18 protein-coding genes, 1 tRNA gene and 1 other RNA gene are annotated in these 21,888 nt (G+C 70.5%); 8 read left to right on the plus strand and 12 right to left on the minus strand.

Going from position 1 to position 21,888, the window contains the following annotated elements; all coding sequences use genetic code 11:
• Nucleotides 1-30: 30 nt before the first annotated feature.
• The 7 genes from KZI27_RS14005 to KZI27_RS14035 all read left to right on the plus strand — a co-directional run bounded on the left by KZI27_RS14005 (nt 31) and on the right by KZI27_RS14035 (nt 6,686).
• Nucleotides 31-2,598 (plus strand): transglycosylase domain-containing protein, encoded by a 2,568-nt coding sequence (locus tag KZI27_RS14005; protein ID WP_222658092.1) that lies wholly within the window; start codon nt 31-33, stop codon nt 2,596-2,598.
• Nucleotides 2,595-3,551 carry a metallophosphoesterase gene (locus KZI27_RS14010; protein ID WP_123313800.1) on the plus strand — a complete coding sequence of 319 codons (957 nt, stop codon included), beginning with the start codon at nt 2,595-2,597 and terminating at the stop codon, nt 3,549-3,551. Before KZI27_RS14005 ends, KZI27_RS14010 begins: the two co-directional genes overlap by 4 nt.
• 91 nt (nt 3,552-3,642) lie before the next feature.
• Nucleotides 3,643-3,716, plus strand: a tRNA-Pro gene (locus tag KZI27_RS14015).
• 82 nt (nt 3,717-3,798) lie between these two features.
• Nucleotides 3,799-4,302 (plus strand): hypothetical protein, encoded by a 504-nt coding sequence (locus KZI27_RS14020; RefSeq protein WP_222658093.1) that lies wholly within the window; start codon nt 3,799-3,801, stop codon nt 4,300-4,302.
• Between the two features lie 95 nt (nt 4,303-4,397).
• Entirely contained in the window at nt 4,398-4,928 is a 531-nt protein-coding gene (locus KZI27_RS14025; RefSeq protein ID WP_222658094.1) for a hypothetical protein, read from the plus strand.
• Nucleotides 4,929-4,986: 58 nt separating this feature from the next.
• On the plus strand, nt 4,987-6,072 hold the full coding sequence (locus KZI27_RS14030; protein ID WP_222658095.1) for a sensor histidine kinase: 1,086 nt from the start codon (nt 4,987-4,989) through the stop codon (nt 6,070-6,072).
• On the plus strand, nt 6,069-6,686 hold the full coding sequence (locus KZI27_RS14035; protein WP_222658096.1) for a response regulator: 618 nt from the start codon (nt 6,069-6,071) through the stop codon (nt 6,684-6,686). Before KZI27_RS14030 ends, KZI27_RS14035 begins: the two co-directional genes overlap by 4 nt.
• Nucleotides 6,687-6,781: 95 nt before the next feature.
• On the opposite strand, the gene KZI27_RS14040 is transcribed toward KZI27_RS14035, so the two are convergent.
• From KZI27_RS14040 to ffs, 12 genes are all read right to left on the minus strand, one after another.
• A complete protein-coding gene (locus tag KZI27_RS14040; protein ID WP_222658097.1) occupies nt 6,782-7,831 on the minus strand; it encodes an LLM class flavin-dependent oxidoreductase in 1,050 nt (349 codons plus the stop codon).
• Nucleotides 7,832-7,978: 147 nt separating this feature from the next.
• On the minus strand, nt 7,979-8,605 hold the full coding sequence (locus KZI27_RS14045) for a thymidine kinase (RefSeq protein ID WP_222658098.1): 627 nt from the start codon (nt 8,603-8,605) through the stop codon (nt 7,979-7,981).
• The gene (locus KZI27_RS14050; protein WP_261783902.1) at nt 8,605-9,306 is read right to left on the minus strand and encodes a response regulator transcription factor; all 702 of its coding nucleotides are present in this window, start codon (nt 9,304-9,306) and stop codon (nt 8,605-8,607) included. Before KZI27_RS14050 ends, KZI27_RS14045 begins: the two co-directional genes overlap by 1 nt.
• On the minus strand, nt 9,293-10,483 hold the full coding sequence (locus KZI27_RS14055; protein WP_222658099.1) for a hypothetical protein: 1,191 nt from the start codon (nt 10,481-10,483) through the stop codon (nt 9,293-9,295). Before KZI27_RS14055 ends, KZI27_RS14050 begins: the two co-directional genes overlap by 14 nt.
• A complete protein-coding gene (locus KZI27_RS14060) occupies nt 10,480-11,730 on the minus strand; it encodes a sensor histidine kinase (RefSeq protein ID WP_222658100.1) in 1,251 nt (416 codons plus the stop codon). The genes KZI27_RS14055 and KZI27_RS14060 overlap by 4 nt, the downstream gene beginning before the upstream one ends.
• Nucleotides 11,731-11,883: 153 nt before the next feature.
• The gene (locus KZI27_RS14065) at nt 11,884-12,990 is read right to left on the minus strand and encodes an Rv2578c family radical SAM protein (RefSeq protein ID WP_222658101.1); all 1,107 of its coding nucleotides are present in this window, start codon (nt 12,988-12,990) and stop codon (nt 11,884-11,886) included.
• Between the two features lie 47 nt (nt 12,991-13,037).
• Nucleotides 13,038-14,525 (minus strand): malate:quinone oxidoreductase, encoded by a 1,488-nt coding sequence (locus KZI27_RS14070; protein WP_222658102.1) that lies wholly within the window; start codon nt 14,523-14,525, stop codon nt 13,038-13,040.
• Nucleotides 14,526-14,602: 77 nt separating this feature from the next.
• Nucleotides 14,603-15,655 carry an aspartate-semialdehyde dehydrogenase gene (locus KZI27_RS14075; RefSeq protein ID WP_222658103.1) on the minus strand — a complete coding sequence of 351 codons (1,053 nt, stop codon included), beginning with the start codon at nt 15,653-15,655 and terminating at the stop codon, nt 14,603-14,605.
• A 34-nt stretch (nt 15,656-15,689) separates the two neighbouring features.
• On the minus strand, nt 15,690-16,955 hold the full coding sequence (locus KZI27_RS14080; protein ID WP_222658104.1) for an aspartate kinase: 1,266 nt from the start codon (nt 16,953-16,955) through the stop codon (nt 15,690-15,692).
• A 116-nt stretch (nt 16,956-17,071) separates the two neighbouring features.
• A complete protein-coding gene (gene recR, locus KZI27_RS14085; protein ID WP_111084231.1) occupies nt 17,072-17,671 on the minus strand; it encodes a recombination mediator RecR in 600 nt (199 codons plus the stop codon).
• Complete coding sequence (locus tag KZI27_RS14090) at nt 17,671-20,421, minus strand: DNA polymerase III subunit gamma and tau (RefSeq protein ID WP_222658105.1); 2,751 nt, start codon at nt 20,419-20,421, stop codon at nt 17,671-17,673. Before KZI27_RS14090 ends, recR begins: the two co-directional genes overlap by 1 nt.
• 521 nt (nt 20,422-20,942) lie before the next feature.
• Nucleotides 20,943-21,039, minus strand: an RNA gene (gene ffs, locus KZI27_RS14095) — signal recognition particle sRNA small type.
• 37 nt (nt 21,040-21,076) lie between these two features.
• Here ffs and KZI27_RS14100 point away from each other — a divergent pair.
• Nucleotides 21,077-21,751, plus strand: coding sequence for an SDR family oxidoreductase (locus tag KZI27_RS14100; RefSeq protein WP_222658106.1), 675 nt, complete (start codon nt 21,077-21,079; stop codon nt 21,749-21,751).
• Nucleotides 21,752-21,888: the final 137 nt, after the last annotated feature.

Here is a 21,888-nt window from a genome sequence, read left to right on the forward strand (position 1 = left end):
CAGTCGTGGGTGTCGTTTAGGCTGCATCCTATGTCTGCCCAGAAGACGTCTGCCTCGCGGACCAAGCCCGTCTCAGCAGTCGGCGCCTTCATCGGATTCGTCGGGTTCAGTGCCCTTGCCGGCCTGCTCGTCACGATCGGGGTCACCCCGGCCATCGCGGTCGCCGGTGTCACGACGACGTCGACGATCGGTGTGTTCGAGTCGCTGCCGGAGTACATCGAGATCGGTGACCTGCCGCAGCGCAACGAGCTGTACGCGTACTCGGGCGGCAAGTCGGTGCACTTCGCGACGCTGTACGACCAGAACCGGCAGGAACTGAAGTACGACCAGATCAGCGACCAGCTGAAGAACGCCGCCATCGACGGCGAGGACAAGCGCTTCTACAGCCACGGCGGCGTCGACATGACCTCGCTCATCCGTGCCGGCGTGGGCAGCATCGCCGGCGGGCTCGGCGACTCGGGCGGTGGGTCGACGTTGACCATGCAGCTCGTCCGCAACATCAAGATGAACGAGGCCCTGAACCTGCCGACCAAGAAGGAGCAGGAGAAGGCCTACAACGAGGCCGTCGAGCAGACCATCCCCCGCAAGCTCGAGGAGATGAAGCTCGCGATCGGGCTGGCGAAGAAGTACTCCAAGAAGGAGATCCTCACCGCCTACCTGAACATCGCCTACTTCGGCGACCAGACCTACGGCGTGCAGGCCGCGGCGCAGCACTACTACAACAAGAGCGCGACGAAGCTGACGCCAGCCGAGGCCGCGTCGCTGATGGCCATCGTGCAGTACCCCGAGGCACGTAACCTGTCGACCCCGAAGAAGTACGACGCCAACGTCGCCCGGCGCAACGTCATCCTGCGCTCGATGTACGACCAGAAGAACCTGACCGAAGCCGAGTACCGCACGGCCCGCCTGTCGAAGCCGGCGGACTACGTGCACCTGACGCAGCCCTCGCAGGGCTGCCGGGCATCCGTCGGTGACGGCTCGCAGTTCTTCTGCGACTACGCCAAGAAGGTCGTGCTCGAGATGTCGCAGCTCGGCTCGTCGCAGAAGGCGCGCGACACCGCGTGGCGGAACGGCGGCTACAAGATCCAGACGACGCTGAACATCGACCTGAACGCCGAGCAGAAGCAGCTCCTCAACACGTACGACAACAAGGCCGAGACGAGCCTGGCCCTGGGTGCGACGCTCAACTCGATCGAGGCTGGGTCCGGCCGCATCGTGACGATGGCGCAGAACAAGGACTTCGATGAGTCGCTGAAGTCGGCGCCGACGTCGACATCGCTGAACTACAGCGTCGACGAGAAGTACGGCAGCGCTAAGGGGTTCCAGACCGGCTCGACGTACAAGCTCTTCACACTGCTCGCGTGGCTGCAGGCCGGCCACGGGCTGAACGAGGTCGTCAGTGGCGCGCCGCGTGACATGTCGACGGGCTGGACCCAGTGTGGTCAGCCGTACTACGTCGGAGGTGGATACCGGCCGAAGAACGATAGCGCTGGCGAGAGCGGCAACTACACCGTCGCTGCAGCGACCGCGCAGTCCATCAACCTGGCGTTCCTCAACATGGCGCAGAAGCTCGACCTGTGTGACATCAAGAAGGTCGCCGAGTCACTGGGGGTCCACCGTGCAGACGGAGGAGAACTCCTCTCCAACCCCTCGTCGGTCCTCGGTATCAACGAGATCGCGCCCATGACGATGGCTGCCGCGTACGCGGCCGTCGCGAACAACGGTATCTACTGCAAGCCGATCGCGATCGACCAGATCACCTCACCCTCCGGCAAGAAGCTCGGCGGACAGACCAAGGACTGCAAGCAGGCGATCGATCCCGAGGTCGCCCACGCAGCCGTCTACGCCATGAAGGGCACGATCGCTGGCGGTACCGCTCGCGGCGCCCAGACCCCGGATGGCATGCAGCTCTTCGGCAAGACGGGTACGACCGACGATGGCAACCAGATCTGGCTGGTCGGTTCGAGCTCGCGTGTCGCCACCGCCTACTGGCAGGGCAACACGGACGGCAAGCTCACCAACCTCCGCAACTTCAGCAACGGGGTGAGCGGCACGTACGCCGCCAGCCGTGCGGACGTGTGGCGGCAGGCGCAGACGCCGGTCAACGCGATCTACCCCGCCGGTCCGTTCACCGACCCGAACAGCTCGGCACTCCGCGGCAACGCCAAGGCACTGCCGAACCTGCAGGGCAAGACGGCAGACGAGGCCCGCGCGGCGATCTCGGGCGCCGGCTTCAACTACGTCGACGGTGGCACCCGCCCCGGCACCGGCAACCCCGGTTCGGTGTCGTCGACCTCGCCGTCCGCCGGTGCACTCCTGTCCTCCGGCTCGAGCGTGACGGTCTACACCTCGGACGGGTCGCAGGCCAACGTGCCCGAGATCGGCGGAGACTCGCTCGGTGATGCCCGCTCGGCACTGAACGACGCCGGCTTCGGCAACGTCACTGTGGCGGATGACTTCGCGAAGGGCGGTGGCAACAAGACCTGCAAGGTGGCCGCCGTCGCCCCGGCGATCGGTGATGCCGCTGACAAGAACGCCGGCGTCACGATCCAGCTGTACGGAGACAAGAACGGCAAGGCGCCCAAGGACTGCAAGTGACCCGCGGTCGCGCCGCGCTCGGGGTCCTCGCAGCCGGCGCGGCCGTCGGCGCCGCTTCGTTCGCCTGGGGTTCCCTGGTCGAGCGTCGACGCTTCGGCATCCGGTGGGAGACAGTTCCGGTCCTCCCTCCGGGGTCCCGTGACGTCACCGTCCTGCACCTGTCCGACATCCACATGGCCCCGTGGCAGGCCGACAAGCAGCAGTGGCTGCGCGACCTGTCCCTGGTCGAGCCGGACTTCATCGTCAACACCGGCGACAACCTCGGGCACCCCACGGCGAACGCCGCCGTGGAGTACGCACTGGAGCCGTTCCGGGGTGTCCCCGGCGTGTTCGCGTACGGGTCGAACGACTTCTTCGGGCCGTCGCCGCGCAACCCGCTGAAGTACTTCTCCGGTCCGAGCCGGATGCACAGCGAGGCGAAGCCCGTCGAGCTCGACATCGACCGGCAAACGGCGTTCTTCGAGTCCCTCGGGTGGCTCGACCTGAACGACCACGCCCACGCCATCGAGCTCCGCGGCTCCCGGTTCGAGCTGTTCGGCACCTCGGACGCGCACCGCGACTGGGACCGGCTCGACCTGCTCCCCACGAACGTCGACGAGATGCGCGGAGAGGTCCCCTGGTCCGAGGACGAGGACGGCCCCGCCCCCGTCGCGATCGGCGTGACGCACGCGCCCTACCGCCGCGTACTCGATGCGTTCGTCACCCAGGGAGCCGACGTCATCTTCGCCGGGCACACCCATGGCGGTCAGGTGCAGGTGCCCGGAGTCGGTGCGCTCGTCACGAACAGCGACCTCCCCCGCCGGTACGTCAGCGGGCTGCACAAATGGGAGCACCGGAACCACTGGTCGTGGCTCGAGGTCTCGGCCGGTCTAGGCACCTCGATCTACGCCCCGGTGCGGTTCGCGTGCCGCCCCGAAGCGGTCGTCGTGACCCTCACCGCCCGCACCGCCTGACGACGCGCCCGGGAGTTGGCCGGATGGTCGTGAGCACCCCCGATCATCGGATAGACTTGTCGGGTTGCTCCGGTACGGAGTGATCACACCGCGGGGTGTGGCGCAGCTTGGTAGCGCGCCTCGTTCGGGACGAGGAGGTCGCAGGTTCAAATCCTGTCACCCCGACACTGTGTTGAGACAGTACGAAGAAGGCCCTGGTTCTCCGGAACCGGGGCCTTCTGCTTTTCGACGGATAGCCTCGACCACGATGGAACACTCGAGGTCCCGGCGCCCAGCAGCCATCGGTGCGATCGCTGTCGCGACCATGCTGATCGCCACCGCGTGCAGCGGTACGGCCAAGGTCACGCCAGCGATGGACGACTCCGTCCGCTCGGTGCGCGATCGTCTCGAGACCGTGGCTCGCGCGAGCCGGAGCGCAGCGGACCTCGAACGCCGGATCGTCGACGGGGAGAGCTACACGCTGCTCCTGCTCGACGCGACGCCGCAGGAGATCCGGACGACGAAGCCGTTCCCGTCGACCGTGATCACCGCCGTTCGACGTGACGGCGAGCGCGTCGACGTCGAGATGTACACGACCGGGCAGGGCTCGTCCAGTGCCGGCTGGTTCGGGGACGAGTCCGTGAACGCAGTCGGGTGCGCCCGCCTGACCGCCCGACCTGGTCGCAACGCCACCGCGACGGGCGTGCAGTGCGGCGACACCGTACGAGCAGTCTTCGTGGATCCCTGGGTCGAGGTCCGACTCCGGCCTTGATCGGGGCAGGCGTCGTGACTCGATGTGTCCAGTGACCCATCGTTCGGCGTGCGGCGCCATCGCGCTGCGACACGGGCGATACGCTCGCGACCGTCATGGCGATGTTCATCCGGTGGTTCCCGACGAGCAGGAGTGCACTGACCATGCGGTCCTGGGCCGCCCATGTCCTCGCGTTCCTCACCGCACTCGTGCTGAGTGCGGTGAATGCGCACAGCGCTGCGCAGTTCATCGCGCATTCTTCGGGCCGGACAGGACTGCTGCCGCACCTGTTCCTGTCAGTGGTCCTCCACGCGGTCCTGTCACTGATCTACGGACTGGTGATGACCAGGCAGACGATGGGCGATCGGCGACGATGGGCCACGGTCGGGTCGCTCTGCGCAGTGATCCCGATCGCCGCGCTGTTCGGCTTCCTGACGCTCTTCGCGGTGCTCGGAACGGCGACGGACCCGCACCCTGCGGGTTCGGTCGTGTCCGCGAGCAGCCCGGCCATCGCGGCTTCGGCGGTGCTCGTGTACACGACAGCTCTCGGCCGTCAGATGCCGTGTTGGGCGCGTTGCAGTGGCCTCGTCGTGGTCTCCGCTGTGCCGGTCCTCCTCGCGATCGCGCGGGTGTTGCTGGTGCCCTGATCGGCGAGCAGCACGCTGCTCGCTGGCGAATTTGACGCTGCGGTAGCCTGAGCGTGTCATGCAGTATCCGAGCGCGCACCTCACAGCGATAGCCGAGCAGATCCGAGAACAGTTCCCCGAGCTCGCCGACGACCCGGTCCTGACGCAGAACCTCGTCGACAACGTGACGTCGATGATCGCCGAGGCACACGCGCGCTACGCCGCCGGCGCCCCGGACAGCGTCGTGAGCAACACATACCTCGATCCGGAGCACCTGGCCACCGGCTCCCTGCACGCCGAACACGCGCAGCACCCCGCCGGCGCGATGCTCGCGGCGGAGATGCTGTTCGACGCCTACCTGCCGCTCTTCGTGGAGGAAGTCGGCGCGGAGTCCACCGCCGACGTCCTGCGCGCCACCAGAGCCCTGCACGCGGGCATCTGGAGCCGGTTCCCCGCCGGAGCCGTCGCCTACACCGAGGCGCTGCGCCAGCGCGTCACGACGGCGCACCTGGACTCCCGCACGCAGATCGCGCGAGACCTGCACGACCGCGTGGCGCACGGCATCCTCGCCGGGCTCCAGCGGCTCGACCTGGTGCTGCTGACCGATCCCCCGGCCGACGAACGGGCCGATCAGCTCGACGACGCCGCACGGCTGCTGCGCGGAGCACTCGGCGACGTGCAGAACCTGGCGGTCAGCCTGCACGCCCGCGTCGGCGACGCCATGCTCGACGATGCGCTCGCCCGGCACGCCCGGGACCTCTTCCCCGACGACGACCGCTTGTCGTTCCGTGCCACGGGCACGCCCGAGCAGCTGCCGAACTGGCAGGCCGAGGAAGCACTGACGATCCTGCTCGAGGCGCTCACCAACCGGCGGAAGCACGCTCCGGACTCCACCGCCGAGGTGCACTTCGCCTGGACGCCGGCCGCCCTCGTCGTGACGGTCGCCGACGACGGTCCGGGTTTCGACCCTGATGCCGACGCGGACGGACGCCTCGGGCAGCAGACGATGCGCGAGCGGGCCGCGGTCATCGGCGCGCGACTCGACGTCGAGAGCGTCGAGAGCGTCGAGAACGTCGAGAACGTCGAGAGCGTCGAGAGCGGACCTGGTCCCGGCACCGCCAGCGGCACCACCGTCCGCCTGACGATCCCGCGGGGCACGCTGTGACCGTCACGCACGTCGCCATCGTCGACGACCACCAGCTGTTCCGCGAAGGACTGGCCACGATCCTCGCCGCCGTCCCCACGATCCGGGTGGTCGCACACGGCGAGCGTCCGTCCGACGTGCTCGACTCCCCCGAGGCGGCCGCCATCGACGTCCTGCTCCTCGACGTCGAGCTCGACGGTCCGCCGGCGCGCACCACGATCGCCACGGTCCGCCGTACCCGTCCGGACATCCGCGTGGTGGTGCTCACGATGCACCGCGACGCCGTCCTGCGTCGGACCCTGCTCGACGCCGGCGCGGTCGACTTCGTGACGAAGGACACCCCGAGCCGCGAACTCGTCGACCGCATCGCCCGCGCCGCGCACGCCGACGCCGCGCCGGTGACGTTCCCGGTGGACCTGGTCACCGAGGCCCGCGCGGGGTCGCCGCTCAGCGACCGCGAACTCGAGGTCCTGCGGCTCCTCGCGGCCGCGCGCACCAACGCCGAGATCGCGGCGGACCTGCAGCTCGCGATCGGCACGGTCAAGCGGCACGTCTACAACGTGTTCCGGAAGCTCGACGTCGGTTCGCGGGTCGGCGCCGTGGCTGCGGCGACGCGCCTGGGCCTGCTCGCCTGAGGCGCCGCCCCACTTGGTGAGCAGAAATGGTCGGGTGCCCGAGGGCGACCCGACCATTTCTGCTCACCAAGCGAACGAACGAGCGAACGAGCGAACTAGACCGACGCGGACGCCGCCGCGCCCGCGGGCACGAGCTGCCCCGCGGCGTGCAGCCCCGCCACGACATCGAGCGCCTGGTGCCGGTACCGTGCCTGCGCCGCACCCGGAGCGACGATCACGCCGTTCGCCCCGGTGGACGCCACGAGCGCGTTGATCTTGTCCGCCACCTGGTCGGCGGTGCCGTACGCCTGGCGCTCGGTGCGGGCGGCGATGAACCGACGCTCGAGGTCGGTGAACTCGTACGCACGGGCCTCGTCCATCGAGACCGGCTCGGGCTTCGCCCCCTGCCGCATCCGGATGAACGAGATCATCCCGGGAGCACTCTGCTCGTCGACGACGGCCGGGTCCTCGTCGGTGACGACCTGCACGCCGATGAGGGCGTTCGGCGTCTGGCGGAACCGCGAGGGCCGGAACGAGTCCCGGTACAGGGCGAGCGCCGCCTCGGTGTTGTCCGACGCGAAGTGGTGGGCGAAGGCGAACGAGACGCCGAGCGCCCCGGCGACCTGCGCGCTGTACCCGGAGGACCCGAGCAGCCAGAACTCCGGCACGTCGCCGTACCCGGGGACCGCACGGATGCGGGACAGCGGGTTCGACTCGTCCATGCCGGTGAAGAACCCGATCAGGTCAGCGAGACGGTCCGGGAAGTCGTCGACGTCGAGCCGGTCGGTACGGCGCAGCGCCATCGCGGTCGCCCCGTCGGTGCCCGGCGCACGGCCGAGCCCGAGGTCGATGCGGTCGCCGTACAGCGCACGGAGCGTGCCGAACTGCTCGGCGATCACGAGTGGCGCGTGGTTCGGCAGCATGACGCCGCCGGAGCCGATGCGGATGGTCGAGGTGGCCGCGCCGACGGCGCTCAGCAGGACCGCGGGGGCCGACGAGGTGATACCGGGCATGCCGTGGTGCTCGGCGACCCAGAACCGCTCGTAGCCGAGCTTCTCGGCGCGGACCGCCATGTCGATCGAGCCCTGCAGGGCCTCGGTGTTGGACTGGCCGTACTCGCGCGTCGCCAGGTCCAGGACGGACAGGTGCAGGGTGTCGTCGCTCATGTGGTTGCCAACGCGCGCCGCGTCGCACGCATTCCGCGTGCCCTGGCCGCATCTGACGGACGGACGGACGGGAGGCCCGTGGCGGGGCCGCCCCGCGCCTCCCGGCCGTCCTCCGCTCACCTGCAGGACGCGACCCGGCAGGACGTGTCAGGCGCCGTCGAGGCGGCCGCCGGACTCCGTCAGGTAGCAGTCGGCGCAGAGCGACTCGTACGCGACGTCGACGCCGTCGATGGCCACCTGCGAGCCGTCGAACACGAACCGGCCGTCGACGGTGCGGGCGTTGAAGACGGCCTTGCGACCGCAGCGGCAGATCGTCTTGAGCTCTTCGAGCGAGTGCGCGACCTCGAGCAGGCGCGCACTGCCGGGGAACGCCTCGGTGCGGAAGTCCGTGCGGATGCCGTACGTGATCACCGGGATCTCGTCGAGGACCGCGATGCGCAGCAGGTCATCGACCTGCTGCGGGGTGAGGAACTGCGCCTCGTCGACCAGGACGCAGCTGACCGCGCGGACCATGCCGTCGAGACGGGCCGACTCGGGGTCGACCGCACTGGCGGCGGCGACCGCGGACCGGACGTCGGCGTCGGGTGCGAAGACCAGGTCGACGGTCCGGGTCACACCGAGGCGAGACACGATCTCACGGTCGCCCTTGGTGTCCACCGCGGGCTTGGCGAGCAGGACCCGGTGCCCGCGCTCCTCGTAGTTGTAGGCAGCCTGCAGGAGCCCCGTGCTCTTGCCGCTGTTCATCGCGCCGTAGCGGAAGTAGAGCTTCGCCACTACGCGAGGAACCCGTCCTCGGCCGCCCGCCGGATCAGGTCGGACTTCTTCGAGGCGGGACGGCCGACCTTGCTGTACTTCTCGCGCACCCGGCGCAGGTAGGTCTTCGCCGTCTCGTACTGCACGTTCATCTGCCCGGCGACCTCGTTGGTCGAGTAGCCGGACACGTACAACCGCAACGCCTCTTCCTCGCCGGCACTGAGCTTCGGACGCTGGTGCGCGGCCGCCCCGGTGGGCAGCGGACGCCATTCGCGTGGCTGCGGGGTCTCCCGTGCGACGCCCATGATCTCGCGGGCGACGTCCATGACCTCGCGCATCGGCAGGGACTTCGACAGGAACGCAGCGGCACCTGCTGCCAGGGCACGGTCGCGGGACTCGCGGCTGTCGACGCTCGAGAGCACGATGACCTTCGCGCCGGCGGCACGGCAGGTGCGGACACGGGCCTCGATCGACACGGGTTCCTTGAGCTGGAAGTCGAGGAACACCAGGTCGGTCGGGAAGCTGTCGCTGTGGACCATCTCGAGCCAGGTGTGCGCGGTCAGGGCCAGGTCGAAGTCGAACGCGTTCACCGCGATCCAGCTCGACAGGCTGTCCAGCAGCACCTCGTGGTCGTCGAGGATGGCCAACCGCACACGTCGTGCCCCCGGGTTCGGGAGGGACGGGGACCCCTCCGAGAGCCTGTTCGGGTCAGTGCTGGTCATAGGAGAACCTTAGTGCGAGGGCGGACGGACGAACCGCGACGTCGAGGTCGGGGAACGTCACACGGAGGACGGCGAAGTAGGGGTCGAAGGTGCGGTGGATCCCGATGTCGGAGTCGGCCACGGCGAGGTCGAGCTCGAGCAGCACGCGGCCGGCTCCGGTGCGGGCGTGATCGGCGCGGGTGGCCGCGTCGTCCTGCTCGTCCGCGCGCCGGAGCGTTGCCCGGAACCCGGCGGGGTCGAAGGTCGACGCACGGAACGCCGCCCGCAGGAACGTCCGCACCACGGAGCGCTGGTCGGCGTCGAGCGCGGCGGCGAGGCCGTCCGGGTCGTCGACCACCGGAGCGTCCCCACCCTCGACCCGCACGGCCTGCTCGAACCACGTGCGGTCCGCATCGGCGACCATCGCCCGGCGGATGCCGTCGGCGATCAGTCGGGCCCGTGCGCGGTCGGCGTCGGTGATGACCTCGCGCGTGCGGAGCTCGGCGAAGAACGGCGCGACGTCGCGGGCCAGGATCGTCGACCGGTCCTGCTGCACGCTCGCCGCGATGCCGTCCCGCTCCGCGCGCTCGACGGAGTAGGAACCGGCCCGGATCTGCACCCGCTCGGCCAGGCCGGCGAACGTCCAGGCGAAGACTGCAGACGCCGCGGTCAGCACCAGGGTCGGGGCCGCCGCCAGGAAGGCCGCGACGGCGACGGGGATCTCGTGGGGGAACGTCGCTGCGCCCACGCCCCACGTGACGGCGTTCACCACGGCGAGCAGGGCCCCGCCGATGGTGAGGTCCGTCCACGGCCGGTAGGGCGCGACCATCACGATGCCGGTCGCCGTGATGAGCGACATGAAGTCGTTCAGGGCACTGCGGTCGGGGCCCCACTGCGCGGCGACGCTCGTCACCGACGCAAGGCCGAGCAGCCCGACGTGCGCGACGAACGCCCACCGCGGGAACGGTGCGCGGAACGGACTCGAGGCGGTGAACACGACCGCTGCCGACGCCGCGACCAGGATGACGGTGAGCGCGCTGAGGGTGGGGCTGCCCACGACGTCGCGGTCGAACACGGACACCAGGAGCGCCCAGACGATGCTGAAGGCACCGAGCCCGATCGCGAGCGGACGTGATCCCATCGCGCCGAGCGGGTCGTACTGCTGCGCGGTCCGGCGGGCCCCGGTCGTGGCGCTCACCGGTCGGTCCCCCGCCCGCCGACCTCACCGGGGACCACGGCGTCGACGTGGCCGGGGGCGACGGTGTCGACCGTGTCGGTGACCGGCCCGAACGGCACCGTCATCATCACGCTCGTGCCCGAGCCGGGCGACGACCAGATCTGCACGTCCCCGCCCACCCGGGCGATGCGGTCGCGCACGGAGCCGCGCAGTCCCATGCGGTCGGCGCCCGTGGTGTCCTCGTCGAAGCCGCGACCGTCGTCGACCACCATCACGGTGCACGACGTGCCGTCGTCGAAGACGCTGACCTCGGCCGCGTCGGTGCCGGCGTGCTTGCGGACGTTGGCCAGGCACTGCCCCACGGCACGGACGAGCGCGGTGACCGCACGCTGGTCGAGCCGGTCGAGGGCGGCCGGATCGCCGGACACCGTGACGTCGAGACCGGCCGCGCGGTGCTCGTCGACCATGACGGCGAACGCGTCGACCGCGGCGCCGGGCCGTTGCCGCGCGGGTGGTGCGAGCCAGCCCTTGCCGGTCAGGACGGCGACGTCGGCCTCGACGGTCCGGGCCAGGTGGGGGTCCATCGGACCGTCGGGTGCCAGGGCGATCGCGTTGAGGTGGTTCAGGACGGTGTCGTGCAGGATCGCAGCCGCCTCGGCCTCGACGCCGGCACGGTACGCGGAGACGTGCTCTTCACGCGCCGACCGCAGCAACTCCGGTTGCACCCGCTCCGACCGACCGGTGCTCCGACTCGTGAACAGCACCAGCACGACCACGAACCCGAGCGTCACCCAGGCGAGCACGAGCGGACGCGGTGGGCCGTCAGCCTGGACGACCGCGATCCACGTCGCCGCCCGACCGGTCAGGAACCCGAGGAAGGACCACAGCACGACGCGGCTCGGCACGGCGCCGGCTCCGCCGACCAGGATGAGCGGGATGACCGCCAACGACAGCAGGTACGAGGTGACCCAGCCCAACGGGACCTGTTGCTGCACGACCATCGCGAACCACCACGCACAGACGCCGCCGACGACCAGGAACGCGACCGCGGAGCGCCAGGTGCCGAACTGCACGTGCACACCGATCATGCCGAGCATCGGGACGAGCGCCAGGACCGCACTGATCACCTGCACGTCGGGCTCGGACAGCCGGTACAGCAGCAACGCGATCGCAGCCGCCACCAGCGATCCGATCGCACCGGCGTGGAACGCCCGCACCGTCGACCACGCGTTCACTCGCGGTGCGAGGTGCGTGGGGATACCGAGCACGAGGTGGGTCCTTCCGGGTGGCGGGATAGCCGCCCACGATCCAACACCGCAGCGCTGACCGTGTACCCCGAAACCTGGGCAGTTCGGCGACCCGCTCGATGATACCGGCCCCCGCCGAGTACCACTGTCCCCCGAACGCGGAGCGCCTGGTGCTCAGAACAACGTCTGCGTGGCGACCGGTCGGAGCAGTCGTCGGTCGAACCCCGGATCCGCGCGCTTGAGCGGCGACGCCGTGGGGATCGACTGCTCCTGCGGCACCGTTGAAGGATCCGAGAAGCCCATCGACCCCGTCGCCGGGTCCACCCGCCCGAGGCCGACGCCGTGCGCCGCCAGGATCGGCCGGATGCGCTCCGACAGCCAGCGGCGGTAGTCCTTCGGCGCGTAGGTGTTGTCGAGGTACATCGCCCGGTAGCGCGCGACCAGGTCGGGCCGTTCCCGTCCGAGCCACTCGAACCACCACGGCTTCACGCCCGGCCGCAGGTGCAGCGCGGAGTACATGACGCTCGTTGCCCCGGCAGCCGCAGCCCGACCGACGGCGTCGTCGAGCTGGGCACGGGTGTCGGTGATGTACGGCAGCACGGGCATGAGGAACACCGCACAGTCGAGGCCCGCGTCACGGATCGCCCGGACGGTGGCGAGCCGCGCCGCCGTCGTGGGCGTACCGGGCTCCACCGACTGCTGCAGGTCGTCGTCGTACACGGCGATCGACATCGCCAGGTCGACCGGCACCACCTTGGCGGCCTCGGCCAGGAGCGGCAGGTCGCGCCGGAGCAGTGTGCCCTTCGTCAGGATGCTGAACGGCGTCCGGCTGTCCGCCAGCGCCTGGATCACCCCGGGCATCAGGCGGTAGCGGCCCTCGGCACGCTGGTACGGGTCGGTGTTCGTGCCGAGCGCGATCGGGTGCCGGTCCCACGTCGGCTTGCCGAGCTCACGCCGCAGGACGTCGGCGACGTTCGTCTTCACGACGATCTGCTGGTCGAAGTCGGCTCCGCCGTCGAACTCGAGGTAGGTGTGCGTCGGCCGCGCGAAGCAGTACACGCACGCGTGGCTGCACCCGCGGTACGGGTTGATGGTCCAGCCGTAGGTGCCGGAGCCGTCGGCGCTCGGCACGCGGTTCAGCGCGCTCTTCGCCAGGACCTCGTGGAACGTGACGCCCGCGAACTCCGGCGTGGTAACACTCCGGACGAAGCCGCTGTTCGACTCCATGCCCGGCAGCGCATCGCTCTGCTCGGCATCGATCGCCTGTCCACTCCACCGCATGCCGCCATTCGAACACATGTTCGAACGCGTCGCAAGCGGGGTGGCGGTCAGTGGTGCAGGCCGAGCACCTTCGCCGTGCGCTCGAGCGTGGCGTCAGCAAGGGCGGCGTCGTCGCCGAGGTCCTGCCCGTAGGTCGGGACCATCTCGTGGACCGCGTCCTGCCAGCCGTCCCAACGATCGGGGAAGCACTTCCCGAGCAGGCCGAGCATGATCGGCACCGCGGTCGACGCGCCCGGCGAGGCGCCGAGGAGCCCGGCGATCGAACCGTCGGCAGCGGTGATGACCTCGGTGCCGAACTGCAGCACCCCGCCCTTGCCCTTGTCCGGCTTGATGACCTGCACCCGCTGGCCGGCGATGATCTTGTGCCAGTTCTCGGGCTCGGCGTTCGGCATGAAGTCGCGCAGGGCGTCGAACTTGGCCTGCTTCGAGGCGAGCAGCTGGCCGATCAGGTAGCGCACCAGGTCGAAGTTCGAGAACGCGACGCTCAGCATCGGGCGCAGGTTGTGCGGCCGGATCGACTTGAAGAGGTCGAGCAGCGATCCCTGCTTCAGGAACTTCGGGCTGAACCCGGCGTACGGGCCGAACATGAGCGATGCGCTGCCGTCGACGATGCGGGTGTCCAGGTGCGGCACCGACATCGGCGGCGCTCCGACGCTCGCCTTGCCGTAGACCTTGGCCGCGTGCTTCTGCACGACCTCGGGGTCGTCGGTGCGCAGGAACTCACCGGAGACCGGGAAGCCGCCGTAGCCGCGGATCTCCGGGATGCCCGACTTCTGCAGCAGCTGCAGGGCCCCGCCACCGGCACCGACGAAGACGAACTTCGCGGCGATCTTCTGGGTCGATCGACCGACCTCGTTCAGGACGTCGAGCGCCCAGCCGTCGAATTCCTTGCCCCGCGTGATGTTCTTGACCTGGTGGTTCGGTTCGAACTCGAGCCCGTCGAGCTCGAGCTGGTCGAACAGCTGCCGGGTGAGCGATCCGAAGTCGACGTCGGAGCCGGCCGCCGAGTAGGTCGCCGCGATCGGCTGGTCCTTCTTGCGGCCGGGGATCAGTGCCGGCGCCCACTTGCGGATCTGCGCGGGGTCGTCGGAGAACTCGATCCCGGCGAACAGCGGGTGCCCCTGCATCGCCTCGTACCGCTTGCGCATGTACTCGACGTTGTCGGCGCCCCACACGAACGAGATGTGCGGGGTCGGGTTGATGAAGCTGGACGGATCAGGCAGCGTGCCGGTCTCGACCAGGTGCGACCAGAACTGCCGCGAGACCTGGAACTGCTCGTTGACCGTGACGGCCTTCGCGATGTCGACGCGACCGTCGGCGAGCTCGGGCGTGTAGTTCAGCTCGCAGAGCGCGGAGTGCCCGGTGCCGGCGTTGTTCCACGGGTTCGAGGACTCCTGCGCGACGGTGCCGAGGCGCTCGTACACCCGGATCTTCCACGACGGCTCGAGCCGGTGGATGATGGCGCCGAGGGTGGCGCTCATGATGCCTCCCCCGACGAGGACGACATCGATCGGATCCACCTGCTTCACTGCCACCCGTCGATCCTACCGGCGTCGACCGACAGGCCGGTCAGCAGCGCGCGGTGACCGAGTCGCTGCGCGCAGCCGTGCCGCTACGCGGCGACGGTGCGGCGCGCGACGATCGCCTCGGCGATCTGCACGGCGTTCAGCGCGGCCCCCTTGCGCAGGTTGTCGTTGCTGACGAACAGCGCGAGCCCACGACCCTCGGGCGCGGACTGGTCGGCACGGATCCGACCGACGAACGCGGGGTCCTGGCCGGCGGCCTGCAGCGGCGTCGGCACGTCGGAGAGCTCCACGCCGGGTGCGCTCGACAGGATCTCGGTCGCACGCTCGGGCGACAGCGGACGCTCGAACTCGGCGTGCACCGAGATGGAGTGACCGGTGAACACCGGCACCCGCACACAGGTACCGGCGACGAGCAGGTCGGGCAGCTCGAGGATCTTGCGGCTCTCGTTGCGGAGCTTCTTCTCCTCGTCGGTCTCGCCGAGGCCGTCCTCGACGATGCTGCCGGCGAGCGGCACGACGTCGAAGGCGATCGGGCGGACGTACTTGACCGGCTCCGGGAACGTCACGGCGGAACCGTCGTGGGTGAGCGCTGCGGTGTCCTGTTCGAGGGCGGCACGCGCCTGACCGAGCAGCTCCTCGACGCCGGCGAGCCCGGAGCCGGAGACGGCCTGGTAGGTCGTGGCGACCAGACGGCGGAGCCCGGCCTCGGTGTCCAGCACCTTGAGCACCGGCATGATCGCCATGGTGGTGCAGTTCGGGTTCGCGATGATGCCCTTCGGGGCATGGTCGATCGCGTGCGGGTTGACCTCGCTCACGACGAGCGGGACCTCGGGGTCCATGCGCCAGGCGCTCGAGTTGTCGACGACGAGCGCCCCGGCGGCGGCGAACTTCGGCGCGAGGGCCCGCGAGGCCGTGGCTCCGGCGGAGAACAGGGCGATGTCGATGCCCGACGGGTCGGCCAGCTCGGAGTCCTCGACCACGATCTGCTCGCCACGGAACGGCAGCGTCGTGCCGGCGGACCGGGCGCTCGCGAAGAACCGGACCTGGTCGGCCGGGAACGCGCGCTCCTCGAGCAGACGACGCATCACGGCGCCGACCTGTCCGGTGGCGCCGACGACGGCGACGGTGAGGGTGCTCATGCGGTGCTCCTGGTGTTCAGCGGGTCAGCGTGGTTCAGCGGCCGGTGCCGGCGTAGACGACGGCTTCGGAGTCGGCGTCGAGGTCGAACGCGCTGTGCACGACCCGCATCGCCTCGTTGAGGGTGTCGGCGCGGGTGACGACCGAGATGCGGATCTCCGAGGTGGAGATCATCTCGATGTTGATCGACGCGTCGTGCAGCGCGCGGAAGAGCTTCGCCGAGACGCCGGCGTTCGTGCGCATGCCGGCACCGACCAGGGCGAGCTTGCCGATCTGGTCGTCGTACTGGATGCTCTCGTAGCCGATGTCGGACTTCGCGACCTCGAGCGCCGTCAGCACGGTCTGGCCCTGGTCCTTCGGCAGCGTGAACGAGATGTCCGTCCGCCCGGTCGACGCGGCCGACACGTTCTGGACGATCATGTCGATGTTCGCTCCGGCGCGCGCGACGTTGGTGAAGATCTCGGCGGCCTTGCCCGGCTGGTCCGGGACGCCCACGACGGTGATCTTCCCCTCGGAGAGGTCTCCGGCGATCCCGGTGATGATCGGTTCTTCCACGGTTTCCCCCTCGGCAGGGTTGTAGACGATGGTGCCCTCGGTGTTGTTGAACGAGGACCGGACGTGCAGGGTGACGCCGTGCCGGCGGGCGTACTCGACGGCACGGATGTACAGGACCTTGGCGCCGGACGCGGCGAGCTCGAGCATCTCCTCGCTGGTGATGCGGTCGACCTTGCGGGCCTTCGGGACGACACGGGGGTCGGCGGTGAAGATGCCGTCGACGTCGGTGTAGATCTCGCAGACGTCGGCGTCGAGGGCGGCGGCGAGGGCGACTGCGGTGGTGTCCGAACCGCCGCGGCCGAGCGTCGTGATCTCACCGGTCGTGCGGTTGAACCCCTGGAACCCCGCGACGATGGCGACGTGACCGGAGTCGAGCGCTTCGCGGACGCGCTTCGGGGTGACGTCGACGATGCGCGCCTTGCCGTGCTGGGCGTCGGTGAGCATGCCCGCCTGGCTGCCGGTGTACGACGAGGCTTCGACGCCGAGGCTCTTGATCGCCATCGCGAGCAGCGCCATCGAGATGCGCTCCCCCGCGGTGAGGAGCATGTCGAGCTCACGGCCGGCGGGGATCGGGGTGACCGAGTGCGCCAGGTCGACGAGTTCGTCGGTGGTGTCGCCCATGGCCGAAACGGCCACGACGACGTCGTTGCCGGCCTTCTTCGTCTCGACGATCCGCTTCGCCACGCGCTTGATGCTCTCGGCGTCCGCGACGGAGGATCCACCGAACTTCTGCACGATCAAGGCCACTGGCTGGTACTCCCGGAGACGGCGACACCGCGAGGTCACGCGGTCTCACAATGGTAGTCGGTGTTTCGAGGATGTTGCGTGCGGGCCGCCCCACACGCAACGATCCTGCGTGGGGCTCAGCCGCCGACGACGCGACGGCCCTCGAACGCACGACCGAGCGTGACCTCGTCGGCGTACTCGAGGTCGCCGCCGACCGGCAGGCCCGAGGCCAGCCGGGTCGTCCGGATGCCCATCGGGACGAGCAGCCGGCTCAGGTAGGTCGCCGTCGCTTCGCCCTCGAGGTTGGGGTCGGTCGCGATGATGACCTCTTCGACCGTGCCGTCGGCCAGACGGGTCATGAGCTGCTGGATCCGCAGGTCGTCCGGACCGATGCCGTCGATCGGGCTGATCGCGCCGCCGAGCACGTGGTACAGCCCGCGGAACTCACGGGTGCGCTCGATCGCCGCGACGTCCTTGGCCTCTTCCACCACGCAGATCGTGGCCGGTGACCGACGCGGGTCGCGGCAGATGCTGCACTGGACGTTCTCGGTGACGTTGCCGCAGATCTCGCAGAAGCGCACGCGCTCCTTGACGTCCGCCAGCAGCTCGGACAGCCGCGACGGGTCGAACGACTCGGTCTGCAGGATGTGGAAGGCGATGCGCTGCGCCGACTTCGGGCCGATGCCCGGCAGGCGACCGAACTCGTCGATGAGGTCCTGGACGATCCCGTCGTACATCAGGCACCGTCCTGGTGGAGCGCGGTCTCCTCGATGAACCGGGCGTTGAGGATCTCACGCACGACGGCCTCGCCGTAGCGACCGGCCACCGGTGCACGGCGTGCCGGCGGCGCGGTGCGCGCTGCTGCCTGCTGCGGTGCAGCGGCCTGCTGCGGTGCAGCGGCCTGCGGCGCCGCCTGTTGGCGCGGGGCAGTCGGTGCCTGCGCGGGGGCCGCGGCCGATCGGCCGTGGCCGGGGTCCGGGAACGGCGCGCCGTCGTCGTACGGTTCGTCGTCCAGCGGGTAGTCGTCGACCGGGACGGCGGGACCGCCCGGCGCGACGGGTCCTCCGGGAGGCGCGGCGACCGTCGTCGACGCCGCCGGCGGTCCCCCGTCGGTCGGCTGCACCCCACGCGGCGCGGTGGCACCGGCGGGTTGCGCGGGTGCTCCGGAGCCGGACTGCTGCGGGTCGACGGACTCGGCCGGGGCGACGGGCGCAGCGGCCGGCGCGGTGCCGAACGGGGCGGCCCAGCCGGGTTCGACGGACTCGGGCACGGCGTCGGCGGTCGGGTCGCTGGCGGGGATCGTCGCGACCGCCCAGTCGGTCACCGGAGCACCGGACGGTTCCGGCGCTGCCGGCTGCGCGCGAGCGGGTTCCTGCGCGGGAGCCCGTGTCTGCTCGGCGGCAGGTGCGGGCGCGGGGGCGGGAGCAGGTGCCTGCGCGGGAGCAGGTGCCTGCTCGGGAGCAGGTGCCTGCGCCGGACGCGGCTCGGGCTCGGCCGCGGCGACCGAACCGGACCCCGTGGCCGCAGCAGCCTCGGCGGTCGGGGCCGACGCGTGAGCGGCCGCGGCGGACTGCGGTGCCGACGACGGCTGCGATGCGGGCTGGTTCGCCGACGCCGGCCGGCCGGCAGGGGCGGACGGCTGCTGCGTGGGAGCCGGCGGCCGCTGCTGTCCGGGGCCACCGGGGCCGCGGGCGACGAACTTCACGCGGAGCCCGATGACGTCCATGATCGCGGCGCGGAGCAGTTCGCTCACACTCGCCGAGGGGTCGGACATCTCCTTGAACGAGGCGACGTCCTGCTGGCTCGGGAAGGTCAGCGTCAGTACGTCGTCGCGCAGTGCGGTCACCTGCGCGGTGACGACGACCGACCAGGCCGACCGTTTGGCGTGCTCCACGTGCTCGACGATCTGGGGCCATGCGTCGCGCATCTGCTGGAAGCCCACGGCGCCGACCGTCCGGACCGCCGGCTCGTCGCCGATCGTCGTGCCCTGCCCCGTGGAGGAAGCACTGACCGGGTCAGGGGTCGTCGGGGCCGCCGGAGCAGCGGGCTCGGGAGCGCTCGGGACGGCCGCGGCCCACGACGCTGCAGCGTCACGTGCAGCACTGCCGGCGTCGGGCTGCGCCGCCGGAGCCGGGCTCGAGGACGACGCGGCGGGGGTCTGCTGCGCAGCTGGGGCCTGCTGCGCCGCCGGTGCCTGCTGCGCGACGGGCTCCTGACGACGCGGTGCCGCAGCCTGCGCCGGGGCCGGTGCGGGCGCCGCGGTGGTCTGGATCGACGCCGGTGCCGCGGACGCGCCGGCCGGTGCCTGGTGTCCCCCGGCGTCCCCGACACCGACGCGACGCTCGAGCCGCTCCACCCGGGCCAGGGCACCGCGCTGGGTGTCGTCCGCCTCGGGCACGAGCATGCGCGCCGTCATGAGCTCGAGGTGCAACCGGGGCGAGGTCGCTCCGGTCATGTCGGTCAGCGCCTTGTTCGCGATGTCCGCGCCGCGGGACAGCCCGGTGGCGCCGAAGACCCCGGCCTGCCGGGTCATCGTGTCGAGCTCGTCCGGCGAGACACCGCGCAGGACCGCGGCGGCGCTCTCGTTCGTCGCAGCGACGACGATCAGGTCGCGCAACCGCTCGAGCAGGTCCTCGACGAACCGACGCGGGTCCTGACCGGTCTGCACGACACGGTCGATCGCGGCGAAGGCGGACGCCGGGTCGGCCACGGCGAGGGCGTCGACGACGTCGTCGAGCAGCGCAGCGTCGGTGTACCCGAGCAGGGCGACCGCACGCTCGTACGCGATCGCGCCGTCCTCGCTGCCCGCGATGAGCTGGTCGAGCAGGGACAGGGTGTCGCGGACGGAGCCGCCGCCGGCGCGCACGACCAGGGGCAGGACGCCGGGTGCGACCGTCACCGATTCCTGCGTGCAGAGCTGCTCGATGTACTCGAGCATGACCGCGGGCGGCACGAGCCGGAACGGGTAGTGGTGGGTGCGCGACCGGATGGTGCCGATGACCTTCTCCGGCTCGGTCGTCGCGAAGATGAACTTGACGTGCTCCGGGGGCTCCTCGACCAGCTTGAGCAGCGCGTTGAACCCCTGCGGGGTGACCATGTGCGCTTCGTCGAGGATGAAGATCTTGTAGCGGTCGCGTGCGGGGGCGAAGACCGCGCGGTCGCGGAGGTCACGCGCGTCGTCGACGCCGTTGTGGCTGGCTGCGTCGATCTCGATGACGTCGAGCGAACCGCTGCCGTCGCGTGCGAGCTCGACACAGCTCGGGCAGACGCCGCACGGGGTGTCGGTCGGTCCCTCGGCGCAGTTGAGGCACCGCGCGAGGATGCGGGCCGAGGTCGTCTTGCCGCAGCCGCGCGGGCCGCTGAACAGGTAGGCGTGGTTGACGCGGTTGGTGCGGAGCGCCGTGCGGAGCGGGTCGGTGACCTGCGACTGCCCGATCAGCTCGGCGAAGTTCTCGGGCCGGTAACGGCGATACAGGGCGGTGACCACGCGACCAGGGTAGCCGGGACGACCGACACCCGCGTGCCCCTCCACAGGTGCACGGGCACTGGACCGGACCACCCGCGCAGGCGGGCCGAGCGTCCGGACCGCACCGCGCCTCCCGGTCGACACGAGGTCGCGGATGTTCCTGCTGGGACGAAGAAGACTCCTCACGCACCCGCGCCGGAGACGGACACAGCCCCGGCTGCCCTGCTGAGACGAAGAAGACTCCTCACGTACCCGCACCCGAGACGGACACAGCCCCGGCTGCCCTGCTGAGACGAAGAAGACTCCTCACGTACCCGCACCCGAGACGGACACAGCCCCGGCTCCCCTGCTGGGACGAAGAAGACTCCTCACGCACCCGCGCCGGAGACGGACACAGCCCCGGCTCCCCTGCTGAGACGAAGAAGACTCCTCACGCACCCGCGCCCGAGACCGACACAGCCCCGGCTCCCCTGCTGAGACGAAGAAGACTCCTCACGCACCCGCGCCCGAGACCGACACAGCCCCGGCTCCCCTGCTGAGACGAAGAAGACTCCTCACGCACCCGCCAGAGCCCGGCTACCCTTGCTGCGTTTCCGCCCTGGGGGAGTTCACCTGGATGGCGTCACGTGAGGAGCCGCCGACAACTCTACCGGATGCGACCGGGCAGGATTGACACATGAAGATCGCCATCGCCGGAGGACACGGCCAGATCGCACTGCTCCTCGCCCGCCAGATCACCGACGCCGGACACGACGCCGTCGCGATCGTCCGCAACCCCGCCCACGTCGCCGACGTGGAGCAGCAGGGTGCCTCGGCGATCGTCGCCGACCTCGAACAGCTCGGGGACGACGACCTGGCACTGCGCCTGCGCGGCGTCGATGCCGTGGTGTTCGCCGCGGGTGCCGGCCCGAACAGCGGTGCGGAGCGCAAGCTCACCGTCGACCGGGACGGCGCGATCCTGCTGGCCGACGCCGCTGAGCGCGCGGGCATCGACCGGTACGTGATGGTGTCGGCGATGGCGGCGGACGCCTACGACCCGGAGGCTGCGGTGGTCCCGGCGAAGGACGACGCCGCCGTGTTCCAGGTCTACCTCCGCGCGAAGGCCGAGGCCGACGCCAACCTGCGCGCCCGTCGACTGCGCTGGACGATCGTGCGTCCGGGCGCCCTGCTCGACACCCCGCCGCAGGGCACGGTCGACGTCGGGCGCACGGTGCCGCGCGGGTCGATCCCCCGGGCCGACGTCGCCACGGTGGTGCTGCACGCGCTGCTCGACGAAGCGGCCGTCGGGGTCCAGTTCGAGGTCACGAGCGGCAACACGCCGATCCCCGCGGCGCTCGACGCCCTGTCCTGAGGCGCGCGCCCCGTCCGCACCGTGCGCACCTCGTCACCCCGTGCCAGCTTCCACGCTCGGTGCCGCGCTGCAAGCGCGCACCCAGCCACCAAGCCCGCACCAGCCGACGAAAGCCGCACCGTGCAGTGAACGCGCCC

The sequence above is a fragment of the Curtobacterium sp. TC1 genome (genome assembly GCF_019844075.1).
In the GTDB taxonomy this organism is placed as follows: Bacteria; Actinomycetota; Actinomycetes; order Actinomycetales; family Microbacteriaceae; genus Curtobacterium.

What these genes read in the sequence shown, in the direction of transcription:
- KZI27_RS14005 (WP_222658092.1), top strand. Translation starts at nt 31, where the DNA reads ATGTCTGCCCAGAAGACGTCTGCCTCGCGGACCAAGCCCGTCTCAGCA.
- KZI27_RS14040 (WP_222658097.1), bottom strand. Translation starts at nt 7,831, where the DNA reads ATGAGCGACGACACCCTGCACCTGTCCGTCCTGGACCTGGCGACGCGC.
- KZI27_RS14100 (WP_222658106.1), top strand. Translation starts at nt 21,077, where the DNA reads ATGAAGATCGCCATCGCCGGAGGACACGGCCAGATCGCACTGCTCCTC.
- KZI27_RS14020 (WP_222658093.1), top strand. Translation starts at nt 3,799, where the DNA reads ATGGAACACTCGAGGTCCCGGCGCCCAGCAGCCATCGGTGCGATCGCT.
- recR (WP_111084231.1), bottom strand. Translation starts at nt 17,671, where the DNA reads ATGTACGACGGGATCGTCCAGGACCTCATCGACGAGTTCGGTCGCCTG.
- KZI27_RS14075 (WP_222658103.1), bottom strand. Translation starts at nt 15,655, where the DNA reads ATGAGCACCCTCACCGTCGCCGTCGTCGGCGCCACCGGACAGGTCGGC.
- KZI27_RS14030 (WP_222658095.1), top strand. Translation starts at nt 4,987, where the DNA reads ATGCAGTATCCGAGCGCGCACCTCACAGCGATAGCCGAGCAGATCCGA.
- KZI27_RS14065 (WP_222658101.1), bottom strand. Translation starts at nt 12,990, where the DNA reads ATGCGGTGGAGTGGACAGGCGATCGATGCCGAGCAGAGCGATGCGCTG.
- KZI27_RS14025 (WP_222658094.1), top strand. Translation starts at nt 4,398, where the DNA reads ATGGCGATGTTCATCCGGTGGTTCCCGACGAGCAGGAGTGCACTGACC.
- KZI27_RS14050 (WP_261783902.1), bottom strand. Translation starts at nt 9,306, where the DNA reads ATGACCAGCACTGACCCGAACAGGCTCTCGGAGGGGTCCCCGTCCCTC.